We start from the raw sequence: 13,485 nt of genomic DNA on the forward strand, positions 1-13,485 counted from the left end.
AAAAGGCGGTGGCCCGAGCGGCCGCCGCCTTGAATTTTCAAAGCCCTGATCAAAGCCCCTGGTCGATGAATACGCGCACGCTCGCCGCACGGCCCGCGGCATCGATGACGGTGATGGTCGAAAAGCCGCTGCCGTCCGGCACCCATTGATTGGTGCGGCGGCGCGAGGCCTGCGGCAGCGGCCTGCCATTTGCGAGCCAGCGGAACGGCGCCCTGCCGCCCTGCAATTTCAGCATCAGCGGGCTCGCAGCTTCGCCGCTTGCCGCGCCAAGTTCGACACGGGCACCTTCCGGCGGATAGACGATTTGCGGCGCGGGCTCCCGGGCAATGGCGACCGGCAGCCCGTTCGGACTGGTGGAAAAGCGCCGCTGGCTGATCGGCAACTGCGCCTGCGACAGGCGCACCGCACCGGCCGGCGCCGATGGCAGCGGCGTTGCCGCCACGCCTGACTTGGCGAACGCCTCGAACAGGATGGGTGCGGCCGTGCCAAACCCGGTTATGCCCGGGACGGCGCCATTATCGGCACGCCCGACCCAGACGCCCAGAACATGGGAGCCGTCGAAGCCGACGGACCAGGCATCGCGATAGCCATAGCTCGTGCCCGTCTTGTAGGCCAGCATGCGGCGGCTCGCGCCAAGCGGCGGCATCACGCCGGCGAGAATGTCGGAGACATGCCAGGCCGCCACTTCATCCAGCAGCGGCTGGCCTTCGACGATGCGCGGCTGATCCCTCACGCCATCGCCGAGTTCCACCGCCCTGCCCCTGTTGGCAAGACCGGCATAGAGCTGCACCAGGTCCTTCAGCGTCATGCCGACGCCGCCAAGGCCGATGGCAAGCCCCGGCGCCTCGTCGCGCGGCAGGACCGGGCGGACTTCCGCGCGCCGGAAACGCATCATCAGCCGGGCCGGGCCCACCGTGTCGAGCAACCGGACCGCCGGCACATTCAACGACAATTGCAGCGCCTGGCGGACGCTGACATCGCCCTGGTAGCTCATGTCGAAATTCCGTGGCCGATAACCGAAGAAATCCGATGGCCGGTCCTCGATGATCGTCTCCTGGCTCACCATGCCATCCTCGAAGGCGAGGCCATAGATGAACGGTTTCAATGTCGAGCCGGGTGAACGGTTGATGCGTGTCATGTCGATCCAGCCCGACCGGCCCGCATCGAAATAATCGGCCGAACCGACTTCCCCGACGATCTCGCCGGTGCGGATATCCGCCATGACCATTGCGACGGACACCTTGGGATCGAGGTGCATCGCTGCTTCGCGTGCGACCTGTTCCAGTCCTTGCTGGATGTCCAGGCGGATGGTGGTGCCATGCACGCGGCTGGCCGGCGCGCGCTTCACCGCAGCTTCGGCAAGATGGGCGGCAAGGGCGGGCAACTGCCGGCGAACCGACGCGACGGCGACGCGCCGTGCCCGGTCGGCCTCGTCAGCCTCTATCACGCGCGTTGCCGCAAGCCGGCCGAGCACGCGGTCGCGGGCAGCCTGCGCATTTTCGCGGTTGCGGTCCGGCCGCCGCCTTTCGGGAAGCTGTGGCAAAGCAACGAGAAGCGCGGCATCGGCTGCACTCAGCCGGCGCGGCTCCTTGCCAAGATAGGCAAGGCTCGCGGCGCGGACACCTTCGAGATTGCCGCCATAGGGCGCAAGCGTCAGATAGGCGTCGATGATCTGCGACTTGGACCGTCGCCGCTCGATCTGCAACGCGCGAACCATCTGGCGAAGCTTGGCGCCGATGGAGCGGCCTTCGCGCGGTTCGATCAGCCGCGCCACCTGCATCGACAGCGTGGACCCGCCGGAGACGATGCGGCCATGGCTCGCCAGCTGGAACGCGGCCCGCGCCAGCGCCAGCGGGTCGATGCCGCCATGCCTCCAGAAGCGCCTGTCCTCATAGGCGACAAGCATGTCGATGAACCTCGGATCCACTGCCGCCGCGGTCGTCGCAAGCCGCCAGCGGCCATCGGACGCCGCAAAGGCGCGCAACAGGCGGCCATCCGCATCCTTCACTTCGTTCGATACGTCGCCGGCCTTTTGCAGCGGCGGCGGAAAGGCCCGGTCCGCCGCATCAAGGCCAAAGGCGAGCGTCGCGGCCAGCACGAGATTGGCCGAAACACAGAGGCAGATTTTGCGCATGGACCACATTATCGTGCCGCCGTGACCTCCATGAAGCCGGTTGCCGTCCTTGCCGAGAATTGCGGGCGATACATGTCTTCGACGCTGGCGGCGGGATGGCTGTACCGGCCCGGCGTCACCGCGCGGACGACATAGGCAAGGGTGATGTCGTCATTGTCTTTCGCCACCCGGTCGAACGCGGCCACGAACCGGTCGTTGCGGAATTCCGTATGGGCGGCCTGCACTTCGCCGATCCAGTCGAAATTGGAAAGGTTGGCGCTGTTGACGAGGCCGGGATTGTCGATCTCGAAACCGGCAGGCAGCAGATCGCTCACCAGCACCCGCGACGGCCATTGATTGTTCTCCGTCACCTTGATCACGACCACATAGCGCTCGTTCTGCCGGGCCTCCGTCACGTTCGCTTCCTGGCCGTCGAGCGTGTAATAGGTCCGCTGTATGGTGAAGCCATCGCCGCCGGCGGGCAGCGGCTGCACCGGCGATGCAACGCTGGTGACGATCGCCGACAGCGGTTCCGCCGTCGTATTGGTGACGGTGACGGGCGATGCCAGCAGTTCGTCTCCCGATACGCGCGAGACATAGCCGCCGCTGTGCGCGGTGCCGTTCACATCGAGCCGGATCGTGTCGTCGCCCTCCTGGATCGCGCGGGCGGCAAGCAGCATCCATGTCTGCTCCTGCGTGCTCGTATAGCGCTTGGCCTGCCATTTCTCCGCGACGATCCTGGAGAGCTGCGGAATGATCGGCGGGACGGGACGGCTTTCCGCCGCCAGCGCCAGCACCGCTGCATCGTCGCGCAGGGAAGAACCATAATCCGAGCGCACGAGGCTGACATTCTGCACAAGGCTCGATTGCTGCAGCGCATCGGTGAAGATGCTCTGGGCGCGCTGGACATCGCCATAAAGCGACAGGGCCGCCGCCAGATGGGCGCGGGCAAGCGGGGTTGGAAACTCCGCCAGCTTCGTGTCCGTATAATAGCGCAGGTCGCTGATCGCCGCCTTGCGGTTGCGGGCAAGCACGTAGAGCGCATAGGCGATCTCGTTGCCCTGATCCTTTATGTTCACGTCATAGCCGACGGCGTTCTGCAGATTCTCCAGTGCCTGGACGAGCGAGGCTTCGGGCACGTCATATTTCTGCTCCCTGGCGCGGGTGAGGAAATCGGTGACATAGGCGTCCAGCCACAAATCTCCGGTGCCCGGCCGCCACAGCCCGAAGCTCCCCGACGAGGACTGGTAGGCGAGCACCCGGTAGATCGCTTCCTGGACGCGCTTTTGCACCTCCCCATCCTCTGCAATGCCGGATTTCTTCGCGAGTTCGCTCATATAGAGCAGCGGCAAGGCGCGGCTCGTCGTCTGTTCCGCGCACCCATAGGGATAGCGGTCCAGCGTCATCAGCAGGCCGGGAATATCGAAGGCCGCCGACCGCGTGACGTTGAGGCTGACCGACGCCCCTTGCAAGATGCTGCCGGCCAGAAGCTCGCCATCGAGCTTCAGCGCGGTGTTGGGCGCAATCGTGATCAGCTTGCGCTCCGCCATCGGCAAGGTTGCCGGGCGGACGGGGATGTTTAATGTCTGCTCCAGCGACAGGCCGCTGGCATTGGTGAGCTTCACCGTGACCGCGCCGTCGCCGGGGATATTGCCGCTGATCGGCAGGATGACATCGGCCTTGCCGCCGACGGGGAGATTGACCGTGCGGGACGAACTGGCCTGATCGACGGACACTGCGGCATTGCCGGCGACCTGCAACTGGTAATCGCCCGCCGGAGCATCGGTATTGGCTATGTCGAAGCGCACCGATGCCTGGTCCTTCGGCGCCAGGAACTTCGGAACGCTGGCGGTGACGACGATCGGATCGCGGACGACGACGTCCTCGACCGCGTGACCGACACCGGTCTTCGACCAGGCAACGGCCATCAGCCGGGCGGTGCCGTTGAATTGCGGTACGTCGAAGCTTACCCGCGCCTTGCCTTCCGCATCGAGCTTCACCGGTCCGGAGAAAAAGGCGATCAGCTTTTCCGTCGGCGGATTGCCCTGCATGGGCATCTGGGCGCCGTCACCGCCGGTTCGAAGCTTGCCGGTCGCGCCTTGCGAACCATCGATCAGCCGCCCGTAGAGATCCCGGATCTCCATGCCGAGCTGCCTCTGGCCGAAGTACCAGCCATCGGGATCGGGCGCCTCGTAGCGCGTCAGGTTGAGAATGCCGACATCGACGGCCGCGAGGGTGACATAGGCATCCTCGCCCGCGCCAGCCCCGGTCACCTGCAAGGCGACATCGAGCGGCTTGCGCGGCTCGGTCTTCTGCGGAGCATCGAGCGCAACATTAAGCTTGCGGTCGCCGGCATTGATCGACAGCCATTTGATGCCGATGGCGCGCATGGGCATGCGCGATTCCTGGGCGTCGCCCGGCCGGAACAGCGTCGCGGTGACATAGGCGCCCGCACCCCAATCGCCGGATACGGGCAGTTCCACTTCGCCGCCCTCCGCGCCGATGGTCGCGCGCGTCGTCGCCAACAGCGTCTCGGCGCCCACCGTAACGAGGAGTTCGCCGGCGAAGCGCGACGAGACCTTCAGTTTCGCCGTATCGCCCGGCGCGTAAACCTCCTTGTCGAGCGCGATTTCGAGCCCGTCAGGAGTTTCGGTGGAGGTAGCGGCGACATAATAGCCCGCATCGAACTCGACGCTGGACGCGGGTCCATCCGCTTGCGATGTCTCGACTTCGAGCCTGAAACGGCCCCAGCCGACAGGAACGGAGATTTCCGCGCCATCGGCCGAAACGTCGATGCTGCCGTTGGCGACCTGCTTCGTCGAAACGACCGGCTCATATTTCCACGAACTGCCGTCGCGATACCATTGATACCGGCGCTCGAGGCCGATCAGCTTCCAGGAAAGCCCTTTCATCTCCTGCTTCGCCCCGGCGGCGTCGATGCCGATGACATTGAACTTCGCCACCGAGTTCTCGCTCAGATCCCCGGAAAATTCCGGCCTGATGCCGATCATCGACGTTTCGGGCTTCACCGGCAGGGTGAGCGTGCGTTCCACGGCACGGCCGCCAGCCTCCTGCATGCGAATGACGACATTGGCATTGAGGAACTGCGTCGTCGATGGAACCTCGGCAAGCGACACGTCGAACGTGCTCCGGCCCTGTTCGTCGAGATCCTGCAGCGTATCGAGCGGAATACGCGTGTCTTCGCTGGCCTCTTCGTCGGCAAGGCCGAAGAAATAGCCTTTGAAGGCCGGATTCTCGCGCGTCGGCTTCAGCGCGATCTCGCCTTCCAGCGCCAGACCGGCGGCGGGTGCGCCGTAGAGATAGCGGCCGGTCACGGTGACCGGCGTCGCCTGCCCCACCTCCACTGCCTTCGCCTCGCTGGCGAGATCGAACTCGACGCGGTCAGGCACGAAATCCTCGACGAGGAACTGCTTTTCCGCGATCGCCGTGCCTTTGGGATCGGTGAAGATCTGCATCGTCCAGGTGCCGCGCATGGCATTGGGCTGCAAGGCTAGAGCAAGCGCATGCCCGCCAAGGTTCGCGCCATCGCTGACCATGCGCCGGTCCTCGACGCCGTCCGGCCGCTTGAACACGAAGGTCAGCGGCAGCTTTTCGATGGCGTTTGCCGCATTGTCGCGCGCCAGCGCCGAAGCGTGAACCGTTTCGCCTGCGCGGTAGATGCCGCGCTCGGTCCATGCCAATATGTCGATCGCGCCGGGCGCGGCACGTCCCGTCACGCCCCGATCCGACAGGTCGAAACCGGCTCTCGTCATGTCGAGGAAAACGTAATCGGCATCGCCATTCTTGGCCGTGATGGCGGCTGGAACCATGGCGGCGGAGCCGCGCAGCAGCCCGGCATTGAAGGTCGCCCTGCCCTCGGTATCCGTTATGGCGGTTCCAAGTATCTCGTTGTTCTTGGCGAGCAGTTGCAATTCCACGCCGATCAGCGGCTGGGCGGAGGCGAGCGAGCGTGCGAAGACATTCAGCCCGTCGGTGCCGGTATAGGTCGAAAGGCCGATGTCGGAGACGACGAACCATTGCGTCGCCTTCGCATCCCACTCTTCGGTCTTTGCCTCCGGCGCGGATGCCGTCAGCACATAGACGCCGGGCTTGCGCTGGGGCAGCGCTTCGTCGACCGGGAAGCTCGTGACCACGTCCTTGTTCAGTTCGGACTGGATGTCGATCTTGCCCTGCCAGACGAGTTCGCCCGCCTCGTCCTGCAATCGCTGTGCGCTGTAGCCATCGACCTGCGTCAGGAATTGCGAACTCGTCAGCAAAGGCGCGATACCGCGATCGCCGATCCGGTAAAGCTTGAGATCGGCGCTCTGCGTATTCACGGAGACGATGGGGATGCCACGCCGCGCCGTGCTCGGCAGCACGAAGCTGTCGCCGGTGAAGCGCACCATCGACGAGCGATCCTTCACGTAGATTTCGAGATCGACCTGCCCCTCAAGCGCCTCGCCCACCGAGGAAGGCAGCCCTGCCCGCAATGCCAGCTTGTAACGCTCGCCATGCTGCAATCCTTCCACGCATATTTCATTGCCCTTGGCTTCCATGGCCCGCGGCGCGGCACCATTCACGGTCACGAAGGGCGCGTAATCGGTTCCCATCTTGACGAGGGGCTCGGAGAACTGGACGCAGGCGCGCGGATTGGCGCTATCGGCATCGATCGTATGATTTGTGACCCGAAAGCCCTGCCGCCCCTTCAAATCCTCATAGGCGACCTTGACGGGGCCGGAATCGACGAGCGCAAGGCTCGCCTTGTAGGCGTTCAGCGCGGCGCGGTAATTGGCCGAGTTTTCCAGCGCTTCCGCCATGACCGCCAATGCGCCGGCGCGGGCTTCGGCGGTGCGGGTCAATTGATAGGCATTGATGGCGGCGAGCGCCGCCTGCCCGGCCATATAGCTGTTCTTGCCGGCGCGGTTGCCCATCTGGGCCATTTCAAGCCAGAGGTCGGCATTGTCGGGAGCTATCGCCAGCGCGCCGATCATGGCTTGCAGCGCCGGTTGCGGATTGTCCACGTTGAACTCGCGCCGGGCGGCGGCCAGCAGCCCGGCAAAGCCGATCGCCTCCTGCTCCTTGGTCACGGCGAGGTTCGCCTTTACCTGCCGCGCATCGCGGAGCATCGCATCGGAGACGAAAGCGAGTTGCGGCGGTGCGCCGATATCCGGCTCGCCCACCGTGGTCTCGACCACCTTGCCGGCGAAGGAACCGGGCGTCTGGCGCAGCTGGCTGAAATCCGATTTCAGGAAACACCATTTGGCCTTGGGATTGTAGGTGAAGGCCTTGCATTGCTGGTCGGCCAGGCAGACCGTCTCGCACTGGTCGAGCGTCAGATCCTCTTCGGTTCTAAGATCGAAGCCGAAATAATCGCCGTCTTTCGTGGTTACGATATCCCTGTTTATCTCGGCGGCGCCGATCGGGCCGGACAATGCAAGATAACCGAGAATAACCGCAGCGAACCGTATAGCTGACCGCATGGACATGTCGTCCTCCCACCGCATCTGACCTGATGGAGGGCACTCTTTAAACTTCGGCCATGATTGTCAACCGACCTCATCCGATGGCCGGGAAAAAGGCCCCTTTCGGGGCCTTTCGCAAGCATTATCGGAAGAGGATGACGGCCTGTTGCAGCGTTACCCAGACGCCCCAGAGGATCGGTATGCCCACCGCCGCCCAGGCCAGCGCGGCCTTGGCGTCGAGACCGCCATGGCCGATGCCGAACGAACCCGACGCGCCGGCCTCCGCCGACTTGGTCTTTGCCTGCAGGGCAGCGACCTCGGCATCCGACATGAACCACTTGTCGGCGAGCGGCCGCACCAGCAGGTTGGCGATGAGGCCGAGCGCCAGCATCCCCGCCAGGATATACATGGTGCGGTCGTAGACCTGGTCGCGCGGCACCCCGGCGCTGATCTGGAATTCGCGGATATAGTTGACCACCACGGGGCCGACGATGCCGGCGGTTGCCCAGGCGGTGAGCAGGCGGCCGTGAATGGCGCCGACGAACTGCGTGCCGAATATATCGGCCAGATAGGCCGGTATGGTCGAGAAACCGCCGCCATACATCGACAGGATGATGCAGAAGATGGCGACGAAAAGCGCCTGGCTGCCGATATGGGCCGCTGTCGGCGCCAGGGCATAGAGCGCGATGCCGAGGACGAAGAACGTATAGTAGGTCGCCTTGCGGCCGATCCTGTCCGAAAGCGAGGCCCAGAAGAAGCGCCCGCCGATATTGAAGAGCGAAAGCAGGCCGGTGAAGCCGGCGGCGATGGCAGCGACGGCGGTCTTCTGCGAGGCGTCGAGCTGGGTGAAGCCGACATCGGGCGCGCCGATCAGCCGTCCGCCGAAGATCTCCTGCAACATCGGCGACGCCATGCCGATCACGCCGATGCCCGCCGAGACGTTGAGGCAGAGCACGGCCCAGATCAGCCAGAATTGCCTGGTCTTGTGGGCGTCGCGCAGATGCACGTGACGCGTGGTGATCATCGCCTTCTTGCTCTCCGGAGGCGTCCAGCCATCCGGACGCCAATTGGCAGGGGGAATGCGATAGCCGAAGGCGCCGCTCATCATGAAGATGAAATAGCCCGCGGCCATGACGACCAGCGTCTGCCATACGCCGACGGAATCCGGCGTCCTGAAATAATTCATCAGAAGATTGGCGAGAGGCGCACCGATCATCGCGCCGCCGCCGAAACCCATGATCGCCATGCCCGTGGCCATGCCGCGCCGGTCGGGAAACCATTTGATCAGCGTCGACACGGGCGATATATAGCCGAGCCCGAGGCCTATGCCGCCAATGACGCCGGCGCCGAGCCACATGAGCCAGAGCTGGTGCGTGACGATGCCTATCGCCGCAAGCAGCATGCCGCCGCACCAGCACAGCGCCGAGACGACGCCGGCCTTGCGTGGCCCGGCCCGTTCGAGCCAGCCGCCCCAGATCGCGGCGGAACAGCCGAGGAGAACGAAGAACAGCGTATAAATCCATCCGAGGTCGCTGACCCGCCAATCGCAACTGGTGGTGAACAGGGCGGTCACCAGATTGAGGTCGGCGCAGGCAACCGATTGTTCCACGCCGATCGCCCGCGACAGGGGAAGCCAGAACACGCTGAAACCATAGGCCATGCCGATGCAAAGGTGGATTGCAAGCGCGGCCGGCGGCACCAACCATCGGTTGAACCCCGGCTTGGCGATTATTCTTTCCCTGTCGAGAATACCCGGATTGGCCAACGAGCCAGCCGTTTGATCAATTGCAGACATGCAACGCCCCTCCCAAGGTTGGCAGAACTGAAATGTGCGATGGGTTCAGGCCGGGATCGGCCCTGGTCTTCGAATATGATGGGCGGCCTGGATCACGAGCGGATCGAGGCCGTTATCTTCCTGCTCCAGGATCGCGAACAATTGCTGCCGCATACGCGGCTCCCAGAACTGGTTTATGTGGTCGGCAACGGAGTCGGCCGCATGTTCCTGCGGCTGCGAGTGAAAGAAGGTTGCGATCTGGTTTGCCATGTAAACCAGCTTTTCGCCTGTGGTCTTGTGTGCGTCACTAGCCATATTGCACCAGTTTTACCGTTGGACTTTGCACCAGCGTCGAGGCCGCCGGATCAGGATTGTGCTTGTGATTGCCGCCGAGCTGGTCGTGGTCGTCGGGGCGGATCGGTCTGCCGTCGGGCGCGAGGCCAAGGCGGTCGGGCCGCGTGAACACGTCGAACTCGCTGGCGCGAACAAGCGCCACCAGCGTCATTCCGGCCTGCTCTGCCGTCCGTATCGCGAGGGCGGTCGGCGCCGAGACCGCGATGAGGACCGAAGCGCCGATGATCGCCGTCTTCTGCACCATTTCGACCGAAACGCGGCTGGTTATGACGACGGCCCCTGCCCGTCCGTCGATCCTTCCGCGGCAGAGCCCGCCCGCAAGCTTGTCGAGGGCATTGTGCCGCCCGACATCCTCGCGGGCCATGACGATGCCCTTGTCGGGAATGTAGAAGCCGGCGGCATGGGCGGCGCCGGTATCCTTGTGGAGGGGTTGAAAATCGGCCAGGAGGCGCGTGGCCTCGGCGATATTGGCTGCAGTCAGGCGCAGATCGGTTGCCGCGACGGTTGCCACCGGCTTGAGCGCCTGCTCTATCGACTCGATGCCGCAAAGGCCGCAGCCGACCGGACCTGCCATGCGACGGCGGCGGTCGGTGAAATCCTGCCCCGCCTCCCCGGCAAGACGTATCTGCACGTCGATGCCTTCCGCATGATCCTCGACCTCTATGGTCTCGATTTCGTCCGGCCCACGGATGATGCCTTCCGAAAGGCTGAAACCAACGGCGAAATCCTCGAGATCGGCCGGCGTCGCCATCATGACGGCGTGGGTGGTGCCGCCATAGCTGAAGGCGACCGGCGTTTCCTCCGGCACCAGGCGCTGATTGCCGGCAAAGCCGCCGCCCGCCGCGTCTCGGCGCGTCACGCGCTTCACCGGGACCCGTGTGGGGCGCGATGCCATCGCTATTCGGCCGCGTCCAGCACGGCGATGCGCCGGCTCAGCCGCGCCTGTTCGTCATATTGCACCTGCCAGTCGCTCGGCCCGTTGGACGCGCCGACCTGGACGGCGGTGACCTTGTATTCCGGGCAATTGGTGGCCCAATCGGAGAAATCCGTGGTGATGACGTTGGCTTGCGTCGATGGGTGGTGGAAGGTCGTATAGACGACGCCGGGCGATACGCGATCGGTGATCAACGCCCTCAGCGTCGTTTCGCCGGCGCGGCTGGTAACGCGAACCCAATCGCCGGTCTTGATGCCACGGTTTTCCGCGTCATGCGGATGGATTTCCAGCCGATCTTCCTCATGCCAGACCACATTGTCGGTCCGGCGGGTCTGCGCGCCCACATTGTACTGGGACAATATTCGCCCCGTGGTCAACAGCAGCGGGAAGCGCGGACCGGTGCGCTCGTCGGTCGCCACATATTCGGTGCGGATGAACTTGCCCTTGCCGCGCGCAAATCCGTCGATATGCATGATCGGCGTGCCCAGCGGCGCCTTTTCATTGCAGGGCCACTGCACGGAGCCTTCCTTGTCGAGGAGATCGTAGGTAACGCCGGCGAAGCTTGGTGTCGTCAGCGCGATCTCAGCCATGATCTCGGAAGGATGGGTGTAGTTCCAGTTCAGCCCCATTGCCTTGGCAAGGTTCTGCGTGACCTCCCAGTCGGCGGCGCCGTTCAGCGGCGACATCACCTTGCGGACGCGGTTGATACGGCGCTCGGCATTGGTGAAGGTGCCGTCCTTCTCGAGGAAGGTCGAGCCGGGAAGGAACACATGGGCGTAGTTGGCCGTCTCGTTCAGGAAGAGATCGTGCACGACCACGCATTCCATCGCGGCGAGACCTGCCGCCACATGCCTTGTGTCCGGGTCGGACTGCAGAATGTCCTCGCCCTGGATGTAGATGCCCTTGAAGGTGCCGTCGACGGCGGCATCCAGCATGTTGGGGATGCGCAGGCCGGGCTCGTCCTGCAGCTTCACGCCCCAGAGCCGGTCGAAGATCTCGCGGGTGGAATCATCGGCGATATGGCGGTATCCCGGCAGTTCGTGCGGGAACGAGCCCATATCGCACGAGCCCTGCACATTGTTCTGGCCCCGGAGCGGATTAACGCCGACGCCCTTGCGGCCGATATTGCCGGTGGCCATTGCGAGGTTGGCAATCGCCATCACCGTGGTGGAGCCCTGGCTGTGCTCGGTCACGCCAAGGCCGTAATAGATCGCGCCATTGCCGCCGGTGGCGAAAAGGCGCGCGGCCTTGCGCAGTTCCTCGGCGGGAACGCCGGAAAGCTCCTCGGTCGCCTCCGGGCTATGCTCGGGGCTGGAGACGAAGCTCGCCCAATCCTGGAACTCGTCCCAATCGCAACGTTCGCGGATGAAGGCCTCGTCGAACAGGCCTTCGGTGACGACGACATGGGCAAGCGAGGTCAACACGGCGACATTGGTGCCGGGACGCAGCGCAAGGTGGTGCGAAGCCTGCACATGCGGCGTCCGCACGAGATCGATGCGGCGCGGGTCGATGACGATGAGCTTCGCGCCCTTGCGCAGGCGCTTCTTCAAGCGCGAGGCGAATACGGGGTGGCCGTCGGTCGGATTGGCGCCGATGACGACGACGACGTCCGTATGCTCGACACTGTCGAAATCCTGCGTCCCGGCCGAAGTGCCGAACGTCTGCTTCAGGCCGTAGCCTGTCGGTGAATGGCAGACGCGTGCGCAGGTATCGACATTGTTGTTGCCGAAGCCGGCCCGGACCAGTTTCTGCACGAGGAACGTTTCCTCATTGGTGCAGCGAGAGGAAGTGATGCCGCCGACGGAATTCCGGCCATACTGATATTGCAGGCGGCGGAACTCGCTCGCCACATGCTTGTAGGCCTCATCCCAGGTCACTTCGCGCCACGGATCGGTGACTTTTTCGCGGATCATCGGGTTGAGGATGCGGTCCTTGTGGGTCGAATAGCCATAGGCGAACCGGCCCTTCACGCAGGAATGACCGCGATTTGCCTTGCCATCCTTGTACGGCACCATGCGCACCAGTTCCTCGCCGCGCATTTCAGCCTTGAACGAGCAACCGACGCCGCAATAGGCGCAGGTCGTGACCTTCGAATGTTCCGGCTGGCCGATGGCGATGACCGACTTTTCGGTGAGGGTCGCCGTCGGGCAGGCCTGCACGCAGGCGCCGCAGGAGACGCATTCGCTCTCGATGAAGCTTTCATGCGCGCCGCTGGCGACACGGCTGCCGAAGCCTCGGCCTTCGATGGTCAGGGCGAATGTGCCCTGCACTTCCTCGCAGGCGCGCACGCAGCGCGAGCAGACGATACATTTCGCCGGGTCATAGGTGAAATAGGGGTTGGATTCGTCCTTCGGCAGCCAGCGATCATTGGCGACGCCATCGGCCTTGGCGAAGACGTGATTGTCGCCCTCATAGCCGTAGCGCACGTCGCGCAGGCCCACCGCCCCGGCCATGTCCTGCAATTCGCAATCGCCATTGGCGGCGCAGGTGAGGCAGTCGAGCGGATGGTCAGAAATGTAGAGTTCCATCACGCCCTTGCGGATGTCTTTCAGCCGCGAGGTCTGCGTATGCACCACCAGCCCGTCCATGGCCGGCGTCGTGCAGGAGGCCGGCGTGCCGTTGCGGCCTTCGATCTCGACGAGGCAGAGGCGGCATGAACCGAAGGCATCCACCATGTCCGTGGCGCATAATTTCGGAACGCTGATGCCGGCCTCCATCGAGGCGCGCATGATCGACGTTCCTTCGGGCACGGTGACTTCCACGCCGTCGATCGTCAGGCTTACCATCTTCTCCGAGCGGGAGGCGGGCGTTCCATAGTCTACTTCGTGAACAAGGGACATCGTTAACT

Annotated in this window: 6 protein-coding genes; all 6 read right to left on the reverse strand. The window is 64.2% G+C overall.

Annotation, left to right across the window (positions count from 1 at the left end; genetic code table 11):
* Window positions 1–49 precede the first annotated feature (49 nt).
* Window positions 50–2,134 carry a penicillin-binding protein 1C gene (gene pbpC, locus M8997_RS15705; RefSeq protein WP_371929590.1) on the reverse strand — a complete coding sequence of 695 codons (2,085 nt, stop codon included), beginning with the start codon at window positions 2,132–2,134 and terminating at the stop codon, window positions 50–52.
* A gap of 8 nt (window positions 2,135–2,142) precedes the next feature.
* Complete coding sequence (locus M8997_RS15710; RefSeq protein WP_250015457.1) at window positions 2,143–7,593, reverse strand: alpha-2-macroglobulin family protein; 5,451 nt, start codon at window positions 7,591–7,593, stop codon at window positions 2,143–2,145.
* A 124-nt stretch (window positions 7,594–7,717) separates the two neighbouring features.
* Entirely contained in the window at window positions 7,718–9,370 is a 1,653-nt protein-coding gene (locus M8997_RS15715; RefSeq protein WP_250015116.1) for an OFA family MFS transporter, read from the reverse strand.
* Between the two features lie 45 nt (window positions 9,371–9,415).
* Window positions 9,416–9,664, reverse strand: coding sequence for a formate dehydrogenase subunit delta (locus tag M8997_RS15720; protein WP_250015117.1), 249 nt, complete (start codon window positions 9,662–9,664; stop codon window positions 9,416–9,418).
* Window positions 9,657–10,598 (reverse strand): formate dehydrogenase accessory sulfurtransferase FdhD, encoded by a 942-nt coding sequence (gene fdhD / locus M8997_RS15725; RefSeq protein ID WP_256473326.1) that lies wholly within the window; start codon window positions 10,596–10,598, stop codon window positions 9,657–9,659. Before fdhD ends, M8997_RS15720 begins: the two co-directional genes overlap by 8 nt.
* Before the next feature lie 2 nt (window positions 10,599–10,600).
* Window positions 10,601–13,477: a formate dehydrogenase subunit alpha gene (gene fdhF, locus M8997_RS15730; protein ID WP_250015119.1), complete on the reverse strand. Its 2,877-nt coding sequence runs from the start codon at window positions 13,475–13,477 to the stop codon at window positions 10,601–10,603.
* Window positions 13,478–13,485: the final 8 nt, after the last annotated feature.

Origin of the sequence: Phyllobacterium sp. 21LDTY02-6, assembly GCF_023554255.2 — a bacterium.
Lineage (GTDB): Bacteria > Pseudomonadota > Alphaproteobacteria > Rhizobiales > Rhizobiaceae > Phyllobacterium.